Here is a 22,609-nt window from a genome sequence, read left to right as displayed (position 1 = left end):
CAGTGAAACGATGCATCGCCGATGGTAGTGTGGGGTTTCCCCATGTGAGAGTAGGTCATCGTCAAGATTAAATTCCGAAACCCCAATTGCGAAAGCAGTTGGGGTTTTGTTTTGGGCGCTCGAAAATTCCAGCGCTTTCAGCAACATTAAATAAGCTGCCGTTGAGGGAATTCGATACAAAGTGTTTCTGCATTTTTGCTATGGTGCAGCACATTTTCACAAGGATTGATCTTTATCCGCAGGATGCGGCGTCGACCTTTTCCAACGAGATGCTGTAGAAATGCCTGAACCAATACCTATCAAAGATCACGAAAAAGAAAACCGTTTGGTCAACAAACGTTCGTTTGCCTGCGCATTGCTGGTAATTGGGATCACGTGCGCCTTGGTGGGGCGTATGTATTTTTTGCAAGTCGTGCAGTACGACTATCACTCCACAATTTCGGAAAACAACCGGGTCCATGTACTGCCCATCACACCGACTCGCGGCTTGATCTATGACCGTAATGGTGTAGTCCTGGCCGACAACCGCCCGAGTTACAACTTGACCATCACCCGTGAGCGCACAGCCGACCTCAAGGGTGAACTGGACGAAATCGTCAATCTGCTGCATCTGCCAGCCGAAGACCGTGCGGTGTTTGATAAGGCGCTCAAGCAGGCCCGCCACCCGTTTGTTCCCGTCACGTTGTTCTACGAGTTGACCGAAGAGCAGATCGCCGTTTTGGCCGTCAACGAGTTCCGTCTACCTGGGGTGGACGTGGAACCACAATTCGTTCGCCACTACCCCCTGGGCGCGCACTTCGCCCATTCCATTGGCTACGTCGGTCGTATTAACGAAAAGGAATCCAAGACCCTTGATTCGGTGGAGTACCGCGGTACCCAATCTATCGGCAAAACCGGAATCGAGCGTTTTTACGAGTCTGAACTGCATGGCCATGTCGGTTATGAAGAGGTAGAGACCAACGCACAGGGCCGTGTGCTGCGCGTGCTCAAGCACACCGATCCGATCCCTGGCAAAAACATCGTCCTGAGCCTCGACGTCAAGCTACAGGAAGCTGCCGAAGAGGCCTTGGGTGACCGTCGTGGTTCGGTGGTCGCCCTGGACCCGCAGACCGGTGAAGTACTGGCTATGGTCAGTAAACCGAGTTTCGATCCGAACCTGTTTGTCACAGGCATTAGCTTCAAGGAGTACGCTGCGCTGCACGACTCCATTGACCGCCCGCTGTTCAACCGCGTGCTACGCGGGCTCTATGCGCCGGGCTCAACCATCAAGCCGGAAGTGGCCATCGCCGGTCTCGACAGTGGCGTTGTTACTCCACAAACCCGAGTGTTCGACCCGGGTTACTATCAGTTGCCAGACTTTGACCATAAATACCGCAACTGGAACCACAGTGGTGACGGCTGGGTGGACATGGACGCGGCCATCATGCGTTCCAACGACACTTACTTCTACGATCTGGCCCATAAACTCGGGATCGATCGCCTGCACGACTATCTGGCCGAGTTCGGCCTGGGTCAGAAAGTGTCCCTGGATATGTTCGAAGAGTCTGCCGGCTTAATGCCATCCCAGGCCTGGAAGCGTGCAACCCGACGCCAGCCGTGGTTCCCAGGCGAAACCGTGATCCTCGGCATTGGTCAAGGCTACATGCAAGTAACACCTCTGCAATTGGCCCAGGCCACTGCATTGATCGCCAACAAAGGCGTATGGAACCGACCGCACCTGGCCAAGACAATCAATGGTGTGCCACCGGTGGATGAGCACCCAATGCCCAACGTGATCCTCAAGGACCCGCGTGACTGGGAACAGGTCAACCATGGCATGCAATTGGTGATGCACGATCCCCGCGGTATCGCCCGAGCGGCAGCGCAAGGCGCGCAATACCGCATCGCCGGCAAGAGTGGTACCGCCCAGGTGGTGGCGATCAAGCAGGGTGAGCGCTACAACCGTAACAAGACGTTGGAGCGGCATCGCGATAACGCCTTGTTCGTCGGTTTCGCGCCGGCCGAACATCCGAAAATCGTGATTTCAGTCATGATCGAAAACGGTGAGGCCGGCGGCCGTGTAGCCGGGCCTGTGGTGCGACAGATCATGGATGCCTGGCTGCTCGACCAGGAAGGCCATCTCAAGCCGCAATATGCAGCGCCGACCAAGGCGCCCGGCGATCCAAGGGTTTGACTCAAACCTCCCACTCATCCCAGCGTGCTACGCCGTCATAGGCCAGCCACGGTACTTCATGGGCCGTCCAGATATGCGAGGTGGGCCTGACGCCCGGATCATCATCCAGCGTCGCCACCCGCACGATCACGTGAGGCTGATGCCCACGTTCAGCGATCAGATGTGAGCCGCAGCGCGAGCAGAAATGTCTGAATTTGCTCGGTGAAGATTCAAATGACGACAGCAGCTCTTCACCCTGCGTCCAGCGAAAATGCTCACGCATCACCCCGGCCGTGGCAACAAATGCTGCCGCGTGTGCCTTGCGGCAGCTTGCGCAGTGGCAGTGGCTGATGGGCATGTCCAGGCTGTCCACTTGGTAGCGCACGCCTTTGCACAAGCAACTTCCATTCAGTGGGTCAGTCATAACCTATGGCCAGGCAAGGAGGGGGTCATCATCATCGCGCACAACGCAAGGTTGCGCATTGATTGATGTCGCCTACTGTTCAATGAAGGAGGTGACTTATGCACGTATTAGATCGCATCGAACGTAAAGTCCTGCTCAATGCGTCACGTAAACAGGTCTGGGAGGCTCTCACGCAGGCCGAGCAATTTGGACACTGGTTCGGTATCGCGCTTAAGGGTAAAACTTTTGTGGCTGGGGAAACCATCGAAGCGCCGATTACCTATCCAGGTTATGAACATGTCGTATGGAAGGCCCGGATCGAACGTATCCTGCCTCAAACGCTGTTTTCCTTCTGGTGGCATCCTTTTGCAGTGGAAGAGGGCGTCGACTACGACAAAGAGGCGCCGACGCTGGTGGAGTTCACGATTGAAGATCGCGCTCCAGGCATTCTGTTGCGGGTCGTTGAGTCCGGTTTTGACAAGGTGCCCGAAGCGCGGCGTCAGAAAGCCTTCAAGATGAACTCCCGTGGCTGGGATGAGCAAATGGGCAATATCGAAAATTATCTGAGCAAGCCCCCAACAAGGTGATGGCGCACACCGGAGGGCAGTCTTCACTCCCCTAGGCAGACAGGCTGCTGACGGGCTCACAAAGCACGTTCAGCTCGATGCCTTTTCTTGATTTGCTGGCCTTCATGTACACAGCGGTCGGTGGTGGCGTTTGCACGGATGCCGAGTAGAATCACGCCCTGAAAGCGATTCCTGAGGTGCGGTACGGTGGATCTACAGCAGGGTTTTGTCCTGACCCGGCATTGGCGCGATACCCCGGCGGGTACGGAGGTCAGCTTCTGGCTAGCCACCGACCAAGGGCCAAGGTGCATTCGCCTACCCGTGCAGACCTCGGTGGTTTTCATCCCAGAGGCCCATCGCAAGCCACTCGATTGGCTGCTCAAGGGGGAGCGCGATCTCGAGTTGCGCCCCTTGCAGCTATGCGACTTTCATCACCGCCCGGTTCTGGGCCTCTATGCGCGCCAGCACCGCCAGTTGATGGATATCGAGAAGCGCCTGCGTGCTGCCGGGGTCGATGTCTACGAAGGTGACGTGCGCCCTCCGGAGCGCTACATGATGGAGCGTTTTATCACCGCTCCCGTCTGGTTCGGTGGCACCGCTGATGCAAGCGGCACCTTGCTCGACGCGCAAATGAAGCCTGCCCCCGACTACCGTCCTCCCTTGAAGCTGGTGTCCCTGGACATCGAGACCACCGCCCAGGGCGATCTCTACTCCATCGCTCTCGAAGGCTGTGGCGAACGCCAGGTGTACATGCTGGGCCCGCCGAACAAAACCGACGCCGTGGATTTCAAGCTCGACTATTGCGACACCCGCGCTCAACTGCTCGAACACCTCAACCAATGGCTGGCCACTTTCGACCCCGACGCGATCATCGGCTGGAACGTGGTGCAGTTCGACCTGCGCGTACTCCACGAACACGCCCAGCGCCTGAACGTGCCGCTGTTGCTCGGGCGTGGCGGTGAGGCCATGGCCTGGCGCGAACACGGCAGCCGCAATCACTACTTTGCGGCGGCGGCAGGAAGACTGATCATCGACGGTATCGAAGCGCTGCGTTCGGCCACTTGGAGTTTTGAATCCTTCAGCCTGGAAAACGTTGCGCAAACCCTGCTCGGCGAAGGCAAGGACATCTCCACGCCGTACCAGCGCATGGACGAAATCAACCGCATGTTTGCCGAGGACAAGCCTGCCCTCGCGCGCTACAACCTCAAGGACTGCGAACTGGTCACGCGGATTTTCGAGAAGACCGAGCTGCTCAAGTTCCTGCTGGAACGTGCCAGCGTCACCGGGTTGCCGGCCGACCGTAACGGCGGCTCCGTGGCCGCCTTCACCCACCTGTACATGCCGTTGATGCACCGCCAGGGTTTTGTAGCACCGAACCTGGGCGACAAACCGCCCCAAGCCAGCCCCGGCGGTTTTGTCATGGACTCGCGTCCAGGCCTCTATGAGTCGGTGCTGGTGCTGGACTACAAAAGCCTTTACCCGTCGATCATCCGCAGCTTCCTCATCGACCCGGTGGGCTTGATCGAAGGCCTCAAGCATCCCGACGACAGCGATTCGGTGGAAGGCTTTCGCGGAGCGCGCTTCTCCCGCACCCGGCATTGCCTGCCGTCCATCGTCACGCGGGTGTCCGAAGGCCGCGAAGAGGCCAAACGCGAGCGCAACGCGCCGTTATCCCAGGCGCTGAAGATCATCATGAACGCCTTCTACGGTGTGCTCGGCTCCAGCGGCTGCCGGTTCTTCGACACCCGGCTGGCGTCCTCGATTACCCTGCGTGGGCATCAGATCATGCGCCAGACCCGCGCACTGGTTGAGGCCCAAGGGTACGAGGTGATTTACGGCGACACCGACTCCACCTTCGTCTGGCTGGGCAGCGCGCACTCTGCGCAGGACGCCAATCGCATCGGCCTGGCGCTGGTGCAGCACGTCAACGACTGGTGGCGCGCGCACCTGAGCAACGAGTACGGCCTGCAAAGCGCCTTGGAACTGCAATACGAAACCCACTTCAGTCGCTTCCTGATGCCGACCATTCGTGGCGCCGAGGAGGGCAGCAAAAAGCGCTATGCCGGCCTGGTCGTGCGCGAAGATGGCAGCGAAGAAATGGTCTACAAAGGCCTGGAAACCGTGCGCAGCGACTGGTCGCCCCTGGCCCGGCAATTCCAGCAGGAACTCTACCAACGCATCTTCCATCGACAACCCCATCAAGACTACATACGCGATTACGTGCGGCGTACCTTGAGCGGCGAATTCGATGAGTTGTTGATCTACCGCAAACGCCTGCGCCGGCCCTTGCACGACTACGAACGCAACGTCCCGCCCCACGTACGCGCCGCGCGCCTGGCAGACGAGTACAACGACCGCCTGGGCCGCCCGCGCCAGTACCAGCGGGGTGGCTGGATCAGCTACGTGATCAGTGTCAACGGCCCGGAACCGCTGGAAGTGCGGCGGGCACCCATCGATTACGACCACTACGTCACGCGCCAATTGCAGCCCGTGGCTGACGCAATCCTGCCGTTCGTGAATGACGATTTCGGTACCCTGGTAGGCGGGCAGATGGGGCTATTCTAGGTAATCGACCACAGGCTCGATATTGCCCATCGCTCAGGAGGAAACGCCCATGTACACCCTTTATGGCACCGACGAATCCGGATCCTGCATGATCGAAATCGCCCTGCAGCGCTGCGCAGTGCCGTGGCATCGCGTGCAGGCCAGTTCCTGGCAGGACGGCGAGGGTAGCGACGCGCTTGCACGTATCAATCCACTCAAGCAGATCCCCACCCTGGTCACTCCAAATGGCCAGGTACTGACCGAAAGCGCCGCGATCCTGATCCACTTGGGCCTGGAGTATCCCAAGGCCGAATTGCTGGCTGGCGATCGTACGCAGATCCTGCGCGGCTTGCTGTATATCGCCGCCAACTGCTATTCGGCGATCGGCATCATCGATTACCCGCAACGCTGGTTGGGCAATGCCGATGAGGCGCAACAAGCGCAACTGGTCAGCGGCACACGGCGCTACCTGCACCAGGCTTGGGTCGTGTTTGCCGATCAGTTTGCCGGCCAGCTGTTTACCCCGGGCAACGCGCCGAATGCACTGGGCATCATGGCGGCGGCGGTGTCGCGTTGGGACGACGCGCGTGATGTGCTCGACAACCTGGCGCCGGGCTTTGCGCAGAGCCTGGAGCGGGTAGACGCTGACCCTGTCGTGGCCCCTGTTTTTGCCCGGCATTGGCCGCAGTGGAAGGTCTCGTAACCGGAAGAAACAATGACCAGGCCACTGTCCAAGCCCTTGCGTAGCGGGCTTCCTGACCTACGCTTCTCAAAGTGGTGTAGGAATCATCCTTGAATTTGGCTGTCGCAGACATGAAACTCAAGAACCCTGCATGGAATTCAAAGGAGGTGCGCATGCTCATCCGGTCGCTGACCCTGGCTACCTTGATGGCTTTTACGGGGCCTTTGTTGGCCGCTGATGATAATCCGCTCAAGCAGGAATTGGGCAAGACGCGCCCCCTGGTGGTCGTGGAGCTTGATGCTGGAAACCCGACACTGGCAACGCTGAAGAAACAACTGGAAGAGGCTGCCACCAAGCAGGCCTTCGAAGAGCGCAGCATGGTGTTCTACACCGTGAAGTTCGGCAGCATTGGTGCCGAAGGGGAGAAGTTCGCCAAGGATCCCAAAGACAGCAAAAAGCTCACGCCGCCTGAAACCAACGCATTGATCCGTGCCCTCAAGCTCGGCGTCGGCAGCGGCACCAAAGTGATTCTGGTCGGCAAGGACGGCGAGAAGAAACTCGAAAAAACCGTGCCGCCGGACAGCCTCGACCTGAAGGAGTTCTTCAGCGCCATCGACCAGATGCCGATGGCAGAAAAAGAGGCAGCTGCCGTGGCAGAACCTGAGCCTGCCGCACCTGCTGCGCCGGCCAAGGGGGCCAAACCTGGCAAACCCGTCAGCAAGTCGGCGCCTCAGCAACTTGATGATTGAACTACATGACCCATGTGGGAGCTGGCTTGTTGTGGCAAGCAAGCCCGCTTCCTCATTAGTCCTGTAGTGCTTTTACGGTTTAGGCGCTTTGCGCACCGGAAACGGAAAATAGAAAAACCGCAAGAACGCCACCCGCTTGATCACTTCCCCTATCAGCAACGGCACCAACAGTGCCACCACCAAACCTACACATGCCGCCATGAACGGATGCAGGCCCAGGCGCTCCATCAGGTCAAACGTCTTGTGCTGGATTTCGCCATGGAAGATCAACAGAATCAGGGTGGACTGGCCGATATAGGTCATCACTCGGGTGAGCAGCGCCGACACCATCAACACTCGCGCCAGCGCCCAGCAAATGTACACGCCGATCACTGCCAGCAGGCTGGTCCACAGCCAGTGGTCGTAGCGTCGCTGGGCCAAGTCCATGGTGTCGTGGCTGTAAATGAACACGGCGGCGAACAGCACCACCGAGATCAACAGGGTCAGCAACGAACCTTCATGCCGGCGCAGCCAATCGCGCAGCAGGTAGCCATAGATGAAGTAGGTGCTGCTGATCAGCGTGACGTCGAGGCTGAAGGGCAGGCCGGGCAACGTCCAGGTGTGGTCACCGACGCTCACCGGTATCTGCCAGAACCATTGCAGCGTCCAGATGCCTAGCAACAGTTGCACACCGATCAGCATGCAGGCGACCACCAGGGGCAGCTTCAAGCGCTGGATCAGCCGCAGCATCAGCCAGCTGAATAGAATCGCCACCCAGAAGTGCGGCAAGAACCACAGCGCTTGCCATGGGATAGTGTCCACCGAGGCATACAGCACGCCGCCTATATCCGGCAGCAGCGGTTGCCCCCGCAGTACGTCACGCACGATCACGTACAGCAGCATGGTGAAAAAAAACGGCTTGAGCAGGCCATCGGCCTTGCGCACCGCCATCTCCACGAACGGTTGCTCGGGCTTGAAGAACACCCCTGACAGGAAAAAGAACAACGGCAGCACGAACGACGCCAGGATCGGGTACATCAAGTCCAGCGAGGTGGCGACGAACCAACTGTGGCCATACACAATAATCAGGATACCAATGCCCTTGGCGATATCCATTTGAATCCAGCGATGTTTCATCTAAGTCTTCCCGAACGATCATTCACGCCTTGCGCCACGGCCTAAGCCACAGCCCCATACCCAGCAACACCAAAGCACCTGCCAGGGTACTCAACCCCAATTGCAGCCATACGTCTTGCAACCCGAACAACACCAGCGCCGCCAGCCCCAGCATCAACGTGCCGAGCAGCCAGTGCCGCGCCCAAGGCAGTGCCGTGAGCAGCCCTTGGCGCTGCATCAGCAGCAGCGCGGTGCAGATCACCCCAGCCAACGCCGCCAACGGAATACCGGCCAGGCCAAATGCAAACGGCAGTACGCAGAGCAACAGCACGTTGACCAAGCTGCCCAATAATTCACAGCGCAGCGGCTGGCGCGTATCGCCCGCGGCATACGCATAGCGCGCCAGCAGGGCGTTCCATGCGCCAAACACCAAGGGCACGGCAAACCATGCCAGCAGCAGTGGCAGAGGCGAATCAACCGATTGCTTGGGCAGCAGCAACGTCACCAGACTGGGCGCCGCCGCCACCAGGCCGATGCCGGCCGGCAGCGTCAGCACACTGGCGGTTTCCAGGCCGCGCTTGAGCAGGGCCAGGCGTTCATCGCCCTGACGGCGGCTCATCATGCCCAGCAGCACCTGGTTGAGGCTCATCAGCGCAATCAGCGGCAGGTTCATCAGCTTGCGGGCCAGGTTGACCCAGGTCACCGCACCTTCCCCCAGCAGCGACGCCACCAGGCGTTCTATCAAAGCCAAGCCCTGGCTGGCGCCGTTGCTCAGTAACAGCGGGCCTATACGCTGGCCCAACTCCCGCAGGGGGGCAACCGCCAGCTGCATGCGCCACGGCCGCCAGCCCTGACGCCAAATCGACGGCAACAACGCCAAAGGCATCAACAGGCTACCGGCGAGACAGGCCAAGGCGAGGCTATGGGGTTGACTGGCCGTGCCGGCCAACGCGAGATAGGCCACCGGCGGCAGGTTAAACAACAACGAGCCGAGCCCTGCCAGCACAAAACGCTCGCTGGCCTGCAAGGGAATACTGAACAGTGCATGCAGCATCAAGCCTGGCACGCACCAGGCCACGACCTGCAAATTGCTGGCGGCCAGGGCAGTGGCACTGGTCGCCAGCCCTGGGCCCAGTACCTGCACCAGCCAGGGGGCTGACAGCATCAGCAGCAGACTGACCAGCAGGGCAACCAACAGCAATGCCGGGAACAACACGGCCAGCCAATCGAGGCGCTCGCTGTCCTTGCGCTGCAAGTAGAGCGGCAACGCGGCGGCGCTCAACACGCCACCGGCCAGCGACATTCGCAGCGCCTCGGGCAAGAACAGCGCGATCAAGAACGCATCACTGCGCTCCCCCGCGCCCCAGGCCGCCACCAGTAACCATTCGCGTGCGAACCCCAGGCACAGGCCGAGCAGGGTCGCCAGGGTCAGCCATACGGCAGAACCGAGCATCAGGGGCGCGCGCCATCAAGCAGCGGCTTGCGAAAAACCACAGTCTTGACCTGTGGCAGGCGCGCTGGGAACAAGCGCCGTGCTTCCAGCACATTGATCCCAACCATCAGCCAGAACAGCGCGACCATCACGACGGCAAAACTGAAGTAGTGGTCAAATAACCCACTGACCAGCGCCGACAGAATTCCTGCCGTGCTGCCCAGCCACAGGGCATTGTCCTTGGTCAGGCGGATCGGGCCTTTTTCCGGCCTGGCTTCACGCCACCAACGCACCGTAACGGCTATAAAAAGCAGCATGCCGACGAGGCCGGTCTTGTAGATAAAGTTCAGCCACAGGTTGGAGATCCCCAGCAAGTGTGTGCCCGGTACCGGAGGGTCAACCTTGAAGCCAATGCCGAACGGATACGCCACCATGGCCTGGGGGAACATGCGGTATTCATCAAAACGAACTTCGGTGCTGGCGTTGCTCGACGAAAAGATCGTCGCCAAGCGTTCCTGCAGCGGTGGATAGGCCATTACCAAGGCCACGGTCAACGCCGCGCCGATCATCAACAAGCGTCCGGTGTAAGGCACGCGGCGGGTGGCCATCCACATCAATACCAGCGCCAGGCTGACCATCGCGCCACGGCTGCTGGCCAACAGCAACGCCGCCGCTCCCAGGCACGCCACGCCAAGGCCCAGCGCACGTTTGAAGCCTTGTTCGGTCATGCCGTAACAGAACGCCAGGGGCAGCAACAGCGCCATGATCCCGCCGATGGCGTTCGGGTGCATCCACGGTGAACCCATACGCGACGACATGGCTTCCAGGCCGAATTTCAACATGTCGAAGTTGCCGTAGTTGAGAAGGGCGAGAATCGGCGCAATCCCTGCCCCGGAGCGCGTGCGCACGAACACGGCGATCGACATCACCAGCATCGCCAGAGTGCCCAGCAGCAAGGCGATCACCAGGCTTTCGCGGCGTTTATAGTCCACCAGCAGCTTGGCGGCCAGGAACACCCCCGACAGGTTCAACAACCAGCGCAGCCAGTTGGCTACGCCGCTGCTTTCGGCGTGGATGCTCACCTGGCCAACGATAAACGGGAACACGCTGAACAGCATCAGCCACAGCAGCATCTGGTCGGTGGGCCGGCGTGCCAGGCGCGGTGCATCGGGCAGGCGTGACAGGAAGCTGTGCCACAGCACGGCGCCCCAGGTCAGCGCCAGGATGGCTTCGCTTACCGTGCTGCGGATGCCCAGGTTGAGGGTGGAGTAGGGCATGAAGGTCGCGACCAGGGCAAACAGCAACAAGCCCCAGAAGGGAAAGCGCAGGATGGTCACGGCTGCCGCAACACCCATCACAGCGAGAAAGGCCTTGGCCGGTGACAGCGCCAGGGCGGCTGCACCAAACAGCACGCCGAAGAGGATGGCGACGAGGCTTGCCAGGGAGAGTCTCATTTCAGTTCCTCGATCAGTTCGGCCAGGCGCCGACGATAGGCGTTTGGGTTGTAGCGTTCGGCCCATTGCTTGCGTTGTTCTGCAGAAGACTCGTCGCTGCGCTCGCCCAGGCTCAGCATCAGTTGCACCAACGCCGGGCCATCGGTCGGGGAAAACCGCGGCGCCGACGGCGGGGTGATTTCATCCAGCGAGGTACCGCTGGCCACGGCCACAGGTGTGCCGACGCTCAGCGCTTCAATCACCGGTAAACCAAACCCTTCCGCGTAGGAGGGCTGCCACACACGGGACGCCTGGCGGTACAACGCCTGCAGTTGGGCATCGGTGACACCACTGAGTGCGCGAATTCCCGGTAGCCCGCGCAGTGCTTCGGGCAAATGCTCAAGGCTGCCCACCAGCACCAATTCCGGTACAGCGGGTGATTGCTGCCGCGCCTGCTGCCAGGCCTTCACCAGAAAGGGTACGTTCTTGCGCAACTCGCGAGTGCCCACCAGTAGCCAGAAGGCTTCGGGTAAGTGGCGATCAGACAGGTCTGCTGCCGGCTCATTGAACCCATCCACCTGATTGGGCAGCACACGCACCTTGCCCGCCGCCTGGGGAAACAGGCGTACGGTTTCATTGGCACTGTATTGCGAGGGTGTCCACACGCGGTCGGCGCTGCGCACCGCATAGGCAATCGACAGCCGGTCGCTGGTCTTGTAGACCAGGGCCTTGAGGCGATTGGCGTGGTAGTTGTCCAACGTGATCTGGAACAGGTCGTGCAGCAGTACCACAGTGCGCAGCCTCTTGGGCTTGGGTGGTAATGGCAAGCCCATATTGAAGGTGCTGATGTACAGGTCAATCTGTTGTTCGCGCAGGGCCCGGGGTAAAAAGCCGGCTTCGAAACGCAGGCGATTCTGTGGCTGATGCATCGCCGTCTTCGCGCAACCCCAGGTCGGGCAGTGGGCCTGCAAGCGTGTCTGGTCGCCCAGCGGGGCCACGGTAAACCGTTCCAATTCGATACCCGGCAAGGCACGCAAGGCGCTTTCCAGGGCATACACCTGGCGGCTGATACCCGATTGCGGCGAGGTGCCGACGGTGCGGTAATCCAGGCCTACACGCATACAGGCTCCTTTTGAGTGAGCGGCGACAGGCTGGCGTACACCTGCTCCAATTGGCTGGCGGCCACGCTCCAGTCATGGGCGCGCCGCACATAGGCGCGCCCGGCTTCGCCCATGGGCGCTGCGGCCGCGGGGAATTGCAGCAGGCGTACTACAGCATTCGCCAGGTCCGCGGCGGTTTGCCCTGCGAGGTAGTCCAAGCCGTCGACCAGGTCCAGGCCCGACACGCCCTGCTCGGTGCTGGCCAGGGGCAGGCCGGCCGCCAGCGCTTCCAGCACTTTGAGCTTGGAGCCGCCGCCATGGCGCAACGGTGCCAGGAACACTGAACAACTCGATTGCAGGCTCAGCAGGTTCGGTACGAAGCCTTGCCACTCAATGCGGGGGTCCTGCCAGCGCTCGCGCCAGCCGTCGGGCATGCCGAAACCGCACACGCTCATGCGCGCATCCGGGCAGTGCTCCCAGACTTTGGGCAGGATTTCATCCAGGGCCCACTCGATCGCGTCCACATTGGGCGCGTACTCATAGTTCCCGAGAAACAGTACACGGCGTGTCGATGGATCTGGGTGTGCAGCGGCAAAGTGGTCGCAGTCCACGCCATTGACCACCACCGGCACCGGTTTGCCGGCGATGCCTTGCATCACCTGTGCATCGCTGTCGGTTACTGCTACCACCTGGGTAGCCTGGCGCATTACCCGGCGTTCCCAGCGCATATAGCGCCATTGATCGTAGCGAATGAACGGCAGCGCCCAGCTCGGCAGGCGGTCATAGGTGGCCGCGCCCAGGGCCGATTCCACGTTGTGTTCGGTGAGCACGAAGGGCTGGGACTTGCGCACCAGGGCGTCTTCATACGGCTGGAAGCTGTAGCTGTGTTCTATTTGCACCACATCCCAGTGCTCATTGAGCAGTTGGTTGAATCGGTCCTGCAACGCCCCCGACAGCCCATTCACGCTGGCCAGCAAGGGGTAGGGTGCAAAGAGTCCGGCCACCAGGGTCTTCACGCTGCGCAGTGGGCGGCGGGGCAAGATGATCAATTGCTCGAGAAAGGCTTCCAGTACCTGGCGATCGGTCAGCGATACCGGGTGTTTGTCATGCAGGAGCAAGGTGATCCGATGCCCCCGGGCCGCCAGGCTGCGCAGCAGGTGGAACTGACGCGTCTTGCCGCCGCTGGTGGCGGGCCAGGGTGAGTAGGGCAGGATCCATAAAATGCGCATGACGGGTTTCAATCCCATAACAGAATTTGCAGGTTCGGCTTGACCACAACGGTCAAGCCGTTGGTGCCGCTCACTGGGGTTTGCGTGCCGCGCAGCGGGTCATACAGGGTGGCGTTGGCGAGGTCCGGCAGGTGCGCATTACCGCCTTTTGCCGACCAGAAGAACCACAGCTTGCGACCATCGGCGCGGGTCCATCCGATGCTGAACAGGCCCTCGGGCAGTTGATCGGCGGCGGGTGGGTCGCCAGGCGTCAATTGCGGTCCGCTGACGTCGAGAAAATGCTTCAGTGCGGTATAGACCGGTTTTGGCTTGGCATCGAGGTCGAGCAAGCCGTAGGCACGGTCGCGCACGCTGGCGCGCTGGTCGAGGTCGCTCAAGGTGAACAGGAAGATCTTGTCGAAATCCATCGCGCTCATCAGGGCCAGGCGGCGGAGCACATAGTCGGCCTGGCCTTGCAGGGTAATGATGTCCTGGACTTCCTTGGGCCCCGTGTACGCTGACCAGCCCCATTCGGTGCTCCACAGGGTCTTGACGCCATTGCTGCGCAGTTTCTGGTTGAGCGCAGTTGTCTTGGCGACGAAGTCCAGGTTGGCGGGGTCGTTTCCTTCGGGCAACTGGGTGTAAGGGTGATAGGACATCACGGTGTTCAGGCTGGGCACGCCGAGGGCATCGAAGGCGTCGAGCATGGTCTGGCCGTTGGGCATCTCGCTGAAAAACGCCAGGCCAGCCGCCACCACTGGTTTATTCGGGTTGACCGCACGCAGGGCCGCGGCGCTGCTTTTCAGCAGGGCGGCGTAGCCGGCCGGGTCGGCCACGGGGCGCCAGAAGCCGAGCAGATTCGGTTCATTCCAAACCTGCCAGGCATCAACGCTGGGATAACGTTGGGCCAACAGCGCCATGCGGATCGCGAACACATTCGGGTCCTTGGGCGGGTACTGGTCCTGATACGGCGCACCCACGGGCGCTGTGGTGATGAAGGGCGCCGAACCCACCAGGTAGAAGACCGACTTGAGCTGGTTGTCCTGCAACTTGGCCACCAGTTCGTCCAGCGTGGCCACCTGGTACTGATCAGCCACCGGCTCCAACCGATCCCAATGCAGGTCCAGGCGTACCCACTGCAAGCCCAGGTCCTTGAGACGGTCGATCTGCATCTGGTAACGCTGGGGGCTGAACCACAGGAACTGCGCGTTCACTCCCAGGAAATCCTTCCACACCAGCACCTTGTTGCCCTTGAGCACATGGCTCTCGGCATCGGCCGGGCGCCCCCAGATAAAGACGGTAACGCCCATGACCGCCACCAGTGCAAGCGTGGCCAAGTACGTACGTTTACGCACCATAAGGGGCCCCCGCAATCGCTTGCTCAAAAAGCTGCTTGAACTGCCGTGCGGTCAGTGGCCACAGGCGTTGGCCGCCAATGTGCGCGGCGCGTTCGGCCCAGTCCCTGGCCAGCGTCGGGGTCTGCGCCAGGCGCAGTAATTGCGCGCTCAACGCGGCGACGTCGCCTTGGGGATAGATTGCGCCGTTCCCGCTGGCAACCTCTTCGGCAAATGCCCGTGCATCCGAAGTAATCGCCCCGCGCCCGCACGCGGCGGCCCAGGACAACGCGCCGCTGGTGCCGCGCTGGCGACCCAGCAGGCCGAGTTTTTTCGATTCGCGATACGGCAGCACCATCACGTGGTGCGCCTGTATCGTCTGCGCAATCTCGCTGGCCGGCAGGTTCAGCCGCCAGTCGATGGAGCCAGACAGGCCAAGGTCGGCTATCTGGCGGTTCAATTGTTCAAGGTAATTGCCGCCAGCCCCAAACGCCATTTCGGCGGCAGTGCCACCGGCCAGGGTCAGGCGCACACGGTCACGCAATTGGGGGGCTTGCTGGAAAACGGCGGCCAGGGCCTGTAACAGGTCTTCAATGCCTTTGCCCCGGTAGATAAAGCCGAAATACAGCAGGTGCAGCGTATCCAGGGGCGGCAGCGCCACCGCCGCAATCGCCAGGTTGGCATGGTTGATCACCGCCACTTTGCCTGCGGGCAATTGCATGCGTTGGCTGAGGCAATCGGCGCCCAGGCGGGTGAGGGTAATCAGTCTTGTGAGGCCGCGGGCCACCTGCCGCTCTTCACGCAGGGTCAGCGGGTCTGCCAGCACCACCGCCGCTTGCGGCAACGGGCTGGGCAAGCGCTCCAACAGATTGAGCGGGAAGGGCAGTTGCTCGCGCCGCCATACCATGCGCTCGGGGTCATGCACGGTGGCCGTCAGCGGCAGGTTGGGATAGGCCTTGCGCAACTCGCGCAACGCCAGGAACTCCCCCAGCCGGCCGCCGCCCAGCTCGGCGTGGACCAGGTCCACGCTCTGCCAGTCGAATGCACCGATGGCCTGTTTGATCGCGATGCTGGTGCCCTCGACGCCGCTCAACGGTGTCGCCACCGTCACGCCCAGCTGCTCCAGTGCCGTCTTGAAATGGTTCGCGTAGTCGGCGATCCCATTTTTTTCCGGCGGCAAAGGTGCGAGCAGGGCGATGCGCATCAGAACGCCCCCCGATATTTGGCGATGGTCTGCAGCACCTTGGCCGGCACTTCGAATTTACGCCGGTTGATGATGATGCCGTCCACTTTGCCGAATGCGGTATTGAGGATCGACAGCGCATGCTCCACCACCGGGACCGTGCTTTTCTGCGCCTCCACCACCAGGGCGATCAGGTCGGCGCGACGCAGATTGACGAAGGCATCGCGGTTGTCCAGCAGCGCCGAGGCATCCAGCAGTACCACTTCGCCCGGCGCCGCCGGGGCCGCACCGCCGACACGCACAGTAATGCCGTTTTCCTGAAGCAACTGGCGCAACTGTTCCACTACGAACGTCACCCCTTCACCATGGCGCGCGGAGGTCAACCCGAGGGTCAGGCCGCGTTCAGTGATACGGTCCAACTGCAGCAGACCGTAGAGCCGGTAGATGCTCGCGTTGAATGCGTTGGTGCCTTGTGCGGTACTGGTATCCAGTTCTGGCAGGGTGGTCCACAGCGGCAGGCCGAACTTGCGTTCCACCAAGCCACCGTCATGGATGCGCTGGTCGAGCAGGTAGCACAGGTAGATCACCAGCAAGCCGACCACGATGGAAAACGGGATCGCCAACAACAGCATCAACAGGGTTTTAGGGAAGATTCGGCCAGGGTTCAGGGTGGCCTCCTCGATCACCGCGATATTGCTGATCTGGCTGTTATCCAGCTCACGGTCGATGCGCGATTTTTCCAGGTTATCGACATACAGCGCATAGTTACGCTCGGTGGCACTCAGTTCACGGGACAGGCGCGCCAGCTCCGGTTCAATCTCCAGGGCTTCCTTGCGTTGCGCCTCGAGGTTCACCAGTTGTTTCTGCTGTTGCACCAGTTGTGTACGCAGTGCCGAGTTGTTGCTGGACTCATCGAGCAGCACGCGCTGCAAGTGGATCTCCAGGGTGTTCGGCGCACGGTTTTCCGAGCTTTGCACGGTGTTGCTTTCATTCGCGACCTGGGCCTGCATGGCGCGGATCGACGCATCCAGGGCTTTGACCGGCGGCGCATTGTCGGTGTAGGTGCGCATCATGTCGGCCTTTTCCAGCAACTTCTGGTTGAGCAGGCGACGCAAGTCCTGCTGCTGCGGGTTCAGCGCAATCTGGCGTACCGTGGTCACTTCCTTGGGTTGGGTCTTGAGCTGAGTGCGGGTGCTCTCCAGGGCGCTGTCGGACGAGGCAATCAAGCGCGTGGTATTGAAGGTTTCGCCACGCAGCACGTTGATGCGCTCGGACAAATCCTCCAGGCGATCGGTGATGCTTGCCGCGCCGATCTGGTTCAAGTGGGCAAGAATCTGCTCCTTGTAGCTCTTGATTTCGGTAGCGCTGTTGGCTACCTGGCCTTCATAGAAGGCATACAGGCTCTTGCGTCCCAGGGCCTGGGTGCGTTCGTTGATGTAGGTCTCGACCCAGCTTTTGACCACCGCCTGGGCGATTTCCGGGTCGCTCCACTTGAAGCTGATGTCCATGACGGTGGAACCGGCCGCGTGGCTGACGTCGAAGTTTTTCTCCAGGCTGGCGGCCAGGCGCTCCACGGGTGTGGTCTGTTCAATGATGCCCACGGTTTCCAGCACCACGCGCACACCGTCGAACACTGCGCCGATACCACTTTTGACGTAGTACTTGGTGCGCTTCCAGAGGCCTTCCGGTGGCGGCATTTTGTCGATGACTTCCAGGTAATGCTCGGCCACCGCCCGCACGATAGGGCGACCGGTCAGCAGGCGTTCCTCATCGACAATCGGGTCGCGTTGAGTGCTCGGCATGACCAGCGCCTGGCGGTTGCTGATCTCAATGGGCAGCGTCGAATCGCGCCCCGGCTTGACCAGCAAGCGTGCGGTGGATTCGTATTTGGCTGGTAGTAAAAAGGCCCCCAGCAGAATGATCACCAGCGCCGCGATGGCCGCCAGCTTGAACTCGTGCCGGAAGATGAAGAACAGGCGCAGAAGATCGCGAAAAGAACGGATCTCGATCATGGGATGTCGCTCCTTTAGTTACTGCCGCCGCTGGTTCGGGTGTAGTTGTAGCCAACCCCGATCGACTTGGTGAATGGGATCAACTGGTTCAAGTAGGTATCTACGCCCTGGATGCGCTCGCCCACGTTGGATTTGGGCACGAACACCACATCTCCCCGCTGCAGCGGCACTTGTTTACGCCCGTTAGGGCCGGTCTTGAGGTACTGGCTGAAGTCCAGGAAGTAAGCGCGGTAGGTGCCTTGGGTGTCTTCGCGCAACAGTGCGACCATGCTGGCGTTGCCCGCCGGGTTCACCCCGCCGGCGCCGACGATGGCTTGTTCCAGGGTGTTGGCCGAGGCGATCGGCACCGTGGTCGGGTTGTTTACCGCACCGCCGACGATGATCGAGTTGCCCGGTGCCTGGTTGATGTTCACCGTCACCCGTGGCTCGCGATACACCGGCGCAAGCTTGTTGCTCAGCTCGTTCGCCACCTCGGCTGGCGTGCGACGGGCTACCTGGATCGGGCCCAGGAACGGGTAGTTGATCTTGCCATCGGTTTGCACGGTGTACAGCGTCAGCTCATAGATGGTGCTGACGTTGAACGCCGACAGCGTTGGCATCTCACCGGCATCACGCACAATGCGCAACTGATCGCCGATGCGGATACGCTCTACCGCCGGCGGCAGCTGCGCAAGCTGGTCGAGGGCGCGCTTGCCGTCCTCGACCGTCTTGCCGTCGGGGGGGACGATACGTGCAGGGGTATTGCAGGCGGCCAGTGCCATCATGGCCAGGACGAGCATAGTTCTTTTCATCAAGGGGGACTTCCTGTAGGTCATGATGCTCACCTCCAATAACCGGGAAACATGCTGATGCGCCGCTTTAGGGCGAGGGGTAGGCGGCGTTCCAGATGGCCCAGCCGATAGCCGAGCAATTTGAACGCGCTGCGCACCAGTACTTCGGGTACGCGGTGCAATGCACCGGCTGCGCGCAACGCTGCGAGTTCAGCCTGTACATAGCGTTTACCTTCACCGCCGGCATCGCCAAAGGCTTGGCGAATCCACGGTTCGCGACCGTAGAACACGCCAATGTCGAAGTAGCGGTGAAACTCATCCATGAGTCGGTAATCGTGGGAGTGGTACACCCGCGCCGTGGCGGCGTAGCGCACCTTGAAGCCATCAAGCAGCATGCGCGCCGCGACGTAGGCATCCTCACTGCCGATCACATCGGCGGGGAAGCCACCCACGGCCTGCAGGGCGCTGCGCCGGTAGACTGAAAACGAGTCGGAGCTGAAGCAGGTTTTAATCCCCAACTGCGCAGCGTCGGCAAGGCTCTTGGTGCGGCTCTGGGCCGGGTAATTGAAGTGGCGTGACTGGGCTCCCAGCACGCCAGCACCTGGGTGCGGCAATTGCCGGCCGTAGGCCACGCCGTTGAGTGGGTCTTGTTGCAATTCTTCGAGCAGGTTGGCGAAGGTCTCGGGGTCAGCCGGAATCGCGTCCTGAGTCATCACGATCAGTGCGTCACCGCTCGTGTGTTCACTGGCCCAGCGCCGTGTGCCACCGTGGTTGAAGTCGCGTGCGTCGATAACCTCGACCCGCGCGCCAAATTCGCGAAAGCGCGCCACGGTGTCATCGCTGGACGCGCTGTCGACTACCAGCATCTCGTCCGGTTGCCGGGTCTGCATCTGCAGCGCGGGCAGCAGCCGCGTCAAATGACTGGACGCGTTGCGGGTCGGAATGATCAGCGAGGTGCGCATGTCATTTCTTCTCTGCGGGCGCGCGCCCATAGATGTCATCGAAGCGCACGATGTCGTCCTCGCCCAGGTATTCGCCGCTCTGCACTTCGATCATCACCAGGTCGATGATGCCGGGGTTGGTCAGGCGGTGCTTGTGCCCTGCCGGGATGTAGGTCGATTCGTTGGCGTTGATCAAAAATTCGCGCTCGCCATTGGTGATCTGCGCGGCACCGCTGACCACTACCCAGTGTTCGCTGCGGTGGTGATGCATTTGCAGCGACAGCGACGCCTGGGGCTTGACCACGATGCGCTTGATCTTGAACCGGCTGCTTTCCTCCAGCACGGTGTAGGTTCCCCACGGCCGTGTGACGGTGCGGTGCAGGCTGAACGCCGGATGGTTCTGGCGCTTGAGCTCGGCGGCGATGTAGCGCACGTCCTGGCTGCGATTGGCGTCGGCGATCAGCAGGGCATCGGGGGTATCGACGATGATCAGGTCTCGCACGCCAACCGCACCGAGTACGCGTTTGGGCGAGTCGATATAGCAGTTGTGCACGTCATGCAAGATGGCTTCGCCATTGACCTGGTTGCCCTGGGCATCGCTGGGCGTGAGCTGGCGCAGGGCTTCCCAGGAACCGATGTCGCTCCAGCCGATGTCGCACGGCACCACGGCCACTTGCGTGGACTTTTCCATCAACGCCACGTCGATGGAAAGGTCCGGCGCGGTGCCGAAGGCCTCGCTGCCCAGTTCACGCTGGCGCGAGGTGCTGTTTTGCAGGTGCTGGCTCTGCTCGAGGGCTGCACGAGCGGCCCCCAGTACGTCGGGAGCATGGGTCGCCAGCTCGTCCACCAGAGTACTGGCCTTGAAGCAGAACATGCCGGCATTCCACAAGTGCTTGCCGCCGTCGAGATAGGCTTGGGCCGTGGCCAGGTCGGGTTTTTCGACGAAACGCTTGACCCGGTTACCCAGGCTCAGGGCTTCACCTTTTTCGATGTAGCCGAAGCCTGTTTCCGGGTGATCGGGTTGAATGCCGAAGGTCACCAGGTAGCCGGCTTCGGCCAACTCGCGTGCCTGGGTCACGGCGTCGGCGAACGCGGTTTCATTCAGCACCAGATGGTCGGCTGGCATCACCAACAACTGGGCGTCGCCACCGAAATGCTCCTGCACGTGCAGTGCCGCCACCGCAATGGCCGCTGCGGTATTGCGACCGAACGGCTCCAGCAACAGGTCCAGAGGCAGCCTGGCCTGGTTGACTCCGCGGTAGTCATCCAGGGTGCGAAACAGCAAGTCGCGATTAGTGACGGTCAGCACACTTTCCACGCCGGGCAGGCGCGCGGCACGTTGAAAGGTTTTCTGCAGCAGACTCTGGCCGTCACGCATACGCATGAATGGCTTGGGCATGTTCTGCCGGGACACCGGCCACAGCCGCGTGCCTGACCCACCGGAAATAATGCAGGGGATTAATCCGTTGAGTGTATTCATCAATAGACTTCCTTGGTGGAAAGGACGGCTGGGACCGTCATGAAGACGATGTACAAATCGAACCACACGGACCATTTGGAGATGTACTCCAGGTCGTATTCGACGCGTTTCTGGATTTTGAACAGGGTGTCGGTTTCACCCCGGTAGCCGTTGATCTGCGCCCAACCGGTGATGCCGGGCTTGACCCGGTGGCGCGAGCTGTATTCGCTCACAGCCACTTCGAACGGAATACCGGCGGCTTTGGTGGCGGTGGCATGAGGGCGCGGGCCGACCATCGACATGTTGCCCTGCAGCACGTTGAACAACTGCGGCAGCTCATCGATGCTGGTCTTGCGGATGATGCGGCCAACCCGGGTAATGCGCGGGTCTTCACGAGTGGTCTGGCGTTCGGCGGTAAAGTCGCTCTGGTCGGTGTACATCGAGCGGAACTTGAACACGCGAATTTCGTTGTCGTTATAGCCGTAGCGGTTCTGGCGAAACAGCACCGGGCCCTTGGAGTCGAGCTTGATCGCAATGGCCGTGACCAGCATCACCGGTGACACCAGCACCAGGGTGATGCTCGCCAGGAGCAGGTCTTCGCAACGCTTGATAAACGGTGACCAACCGCGCAGCGGCAACTGCGAGGTATTGAACATCAGGATGCCGCCCACGTCTGTGATCCGGCTATGGCCGTAGCGCAGGGCAGCCATGTCGGGCACCAGCATCACGTTCACCGACATTTGCCGCAGGCGATTGACCAGGCCGTGAATACGTTGCTCGGCAGCCCAGGGCAGGCAGATCATCACTTGGTTGACCTGTTCGGCGCGGATCAGTTTTTCCAGGTCGCGGGTATTGCCCAACAGCGGCAGGCTGCTCAGTTCCTTGGGAATACGCTCGGTGCGGTCGTCAATAAAGCCGATAAGCCCGGAGCGAATGTCGCCGTTGCGTTGCAAGTGGTCGGCGACATGCACGGCGGTGTCAGTGAAACCCAGGATCACTGTGCGTTGCAGGTATTTGCCCTTGCGCATGAGTTTGCGGTACAGGCGTAGCATCACCAGGCGTTCGGCACAGAACATCGTCAAGCTGGCGATATACCACACCACCAGGTTGCGCGGGTTCAATTGCGGAAATACCTGCAGGATCTGGTACATGAACAACAGGATGCAGAATGCGGAGGACCAGGCCACGATATTGGTGCGCAGGCGCAAGCGATTACTGAACAGTTCCTCGGAATAAATGCCCAGGGCCTGGAACAGAATGATGGTCAATACCGCAAAAAACAGCAGCAAGCCCAGAAAGTGCGAACGCATTTCAGGGGCCATCGGGTCGAGGAAAAGCGCCAGGACCAGCGGTGGGAAAATGGCCGTCAGACCGTGGACCAGCTTGACGAAAACCACAAAAAACTCGACAAACCCTGCTCGGGTCAAAAACAAGCTGACAACTGACGACTTCTCTCGCATACAAACATCCCTCATTGCACACCAGGCGTTCTATTCGGTCGTCTGAACCAGACGGCAGCGGACTACGCTGGGTAAAACGCATCCCT

The 22,609-nt window shown here is 60.8% G+C and carries 18 protein-coding genes; 5 read left to right on the top strand and 13 right to left on the bottom strand.

The genetic code is table 11. The features are described 5' to 3' along the window. The first annotated feature begins 280 nt into the window (after positions 1-280). Entirely contained in the window at positions 281-2,173 is a 1,893-nt protein-coding gene (gene mrdA, locus GIV26_RS24400) for a penicillin-binding protein 2 (protein ID WP_236282534.1), read from the top strand. Between the two features lies 1 nt (position 2,174). Here mrdA and GIV26_RS24395 read toward each other — a convergent pair whose 3' ends face one another. Then, on the bottom strand, positions 2,175-2,576 hold the full coding sequence (locus tag GIV26_RS24395; protein ID WP_236282532.1) for a GFA family protein: 402 nt from the start codon (positions 2,574-2,576) through the stop codon (positions 2,175-2,177). A 98-nt stretch (positions 2,577-2,674) separates the two neighbouring features. Between GIV26_RS24395 and GIV26_RS24390 the strand changes: the two genes are divergently transcribed. The 4 genes from GIV26_RS24390 to GIV26_RS24375 all read left to right on the top strand — a co-directional run bounded on the left by GIV26_RS24390 (position 2,675) and on the right by GIV26_RS24375 (position 7,096). Next, a complete protein-coding gene (locus GIV26_RS24390; RefSeq protein WP_072448678.1) occupies positions 2,675-3,142 on the top strand; it encodes an SRPBCC family protein in 468 nt (155 codons plus the stop codon). A gap of 186 nt (positions 3,143-3,328) precedes the next feature. Next, on the top strand, positions 3,329-5,686 hold the full coding sequence (locus GIV26_RS24385; protein ID WP_236282530.1) for a DNA polymerase II: 2,358 nt from the start codon (positions 3,329-3,331) through the stop codon (positions 5,684-5,686). 49 nt (positions 5,687-5,735) lie between these two features. Beyond that, positions 5,736-6,368 (top strand): glutathione S-transferase family protein, encoded by a 633-nt coding sequence (locus tag GIV26_RS24380; RefSeq protein WP_236282528.1) that lies wholly within the window; start codon positions 5,736-5,738, stop codon positions 6,366-6,368. A 152-nt stretch (positions 6,369-6,520) separates the two neighbouring features. After that, positions 6,521-7,096 carry a DUF4174 domain-containing protein gene (locus GIV26_RS24375; protein ID WP_034125844.1) on the top strand — a complete coding sequence of 192 codons (576 nt, stop codon included), beginning with the start codon at positions 6,521-6,523 and terminating at the stop codon, positions 7,094-7,096. 72 nt (positions 7,097-7,168) lie between these two features. Here the strand turns inward: GIV26_RS24375 and GIV26_RS24370 are convergent, their stop codons facing one another. The 12 genes from GIV26_RS24370 to GIV26_RS24315 are packed head-to-tail and all read right to left on the bottom strand — an operon-like array spanning position 7,169 to position 22,523. Beyond that, on the bottom strand, positions 7,169-8,212 hold the full coding sequence (locus GIV26_RS24370; RefSeq protein ID WP_034125843.1) for an acyltransferase family protein: 1,044 nt from the start codon (positions 8,210-8,212) through the stop codon (positions 7,169-7,171). Between the two features lie 22 nt (positions 8,213-8,234). Continuing rightward, the gene (locus GIV26_RS24365; RefSeq protein ID WP_236282526.1) at positions 8,235-9,644 is read right to left on the bottom strand and encodes a lipid II flippase MurJ; all 1,410 of its coding nucleotides are present in this window, start codon (positions 9,642-9,644) and stop codon (positions 8,235-8,237) included. Further along, entirely contained in the window at positions 9,644-11,077 is a 1,434-nt protein-coding gene (locus GIV26_RS24360) for an O-antigen ligase family protein (RefSeq protein WP_034125841.1), read from the bottom strand. Before GIV26_RS24360 ends, GIV26_RS24365 begins: the two co-directional genes overlap by 1 nt. Beyond that, on the bottom strand, positions 11,074-12,177 hold the full coding sequence (locus GIV26_RS24355; protein WP_236282525.1) for a glycosyltransferase family 4 protein: 1,104 nt from the start codon (positions 12,175-12,177) through the stop codon (positions 11,074-11,076). Before GIV26_RS24355 ends, GIV26_RS24360 begins: the two co-directional genes overlap by 4 nt. Further along, on the bottom strand, positions 12,168-13,385 hold the full coding sequence (locus GIV26_RS24350) for a glycosyltransferase family 4 protein (protein WP_054922237.1): 1,218 nt from the start codon (positions 13,383-13,385) through the stop codon (positions 12,168-12,170). The genes GIV26_RS24355 and GIV26_RS24350 overlap by 10 nt, the downstream gene beginning before the upstream one ends. Before the next feature lie 8 nt (positions 13,386-13,393). Next, positions 13,394-14,722, bottom strand: a complete 1,329-nt coding sequence (locus GIV26_RS24345; protein ID WP_236282523.1) for a cellulase family glycosylhydrolase — start codon at positions 14,720-14,722, stop codon at positions 13,394-13,396. Continuing rightward, positions 14,712-15,902, bottom strand: a complete 1,191-nt coding sequence (locus GIV26_RS24340) for a glycosyltransferase (protein ID WP_054898214.1) — start codon at positions 15,900-15,902, stop codon at positions 14,712-14,714. The genes GIV26_RS24345 and GIV26_RS24340 overlap by 11 nt, the downstream gene beginning before the upstream one ends. Beyond that, positions 15,902-17,893, bottom strand: a complete 1,992-nt coding sequence (locus GIV26_RS24335; protein ID WP_034125836.1) for a GumC family protein — start codon at positions 17,891-17,893, stop codon at positions 15,902-15,904. The genes GIV26_RS24340 and GIV26_RS24335 overlap by 1 nt, the downstream gene beginning before the upstream one ends. Before the next feature lie 14 nt (positions 17,894-17,907). Then, positions 17,908-18,684 (bottom strand): polysaccharide biosynthesis/export family protein, encoded by a 777-nt coding sequence (locus GIV26_RS24330; RefSeq protein ID WP_034125835.1) that lies wholly within the window; start codon positions 18,682-18,684, stop codon positions 17,908-17,910. Between the two features lie 29 nt (positions 18,685-18,713). Further along, positions 18,714-19,625 carry a glycosyltransferase family 2 protein gene (locus tag GIV26_RS24325; RefSeq protein ID WP_127882048.1) on the bottom strand — a complete coding sequence of 304 codons (912 nt, stop codon included), beginning with the start codon at positions 19,623-19,625 and terminating at the stop codon, positions 18,714-18,716. A 1-nt stretch (position 19,626) separates the two neighbouring features. Continuing rightward, on the bottom strand, positions 19,627-21,084 hold the full coding sequence (locus tag GIV26_RS24320; protein ID WP_106118133.1) for a mannose-1-phosphate guanylyltransferase/mannose-6-phosphate isomerase: 1,458 nt from the start codon (positions 21,082-21,084) through the stop codon (positions 19,627-19,629). Beyond that, on the bottom strand, positions 21,084-22,523 hold the full coding sequence (locus tag GIV26_RS24315; RefSeq protein ID WP_054898218.1) for an undecaprenyl-phosphate glucose phosphotransferase: 1,440 nt from the start codon (positions 22,521-22,523) through the stop codon (positions 21,084-21,086). The genes GIV26_RS24320 and GIV26_RS24315 overlap by 1 nt, the downstream gene beginning before the upstream one ends. Positions 22,524-22,609: the final 86 nt, after the last annotated feature.

This window comes from Pseudomonas sp. PA-1-3F, assembly GCF_021609665.1.
GTDB lineage: Bacteria > Pseudomonadota > Gammaproteobacteria > Pseudomonadales > Pseudomonadaceae > Aquipseudomonas > Aquipseudomonas paracarnis.
This window is presented reverse-complemented; position numbering and strand designations above follow the sequence as displayed.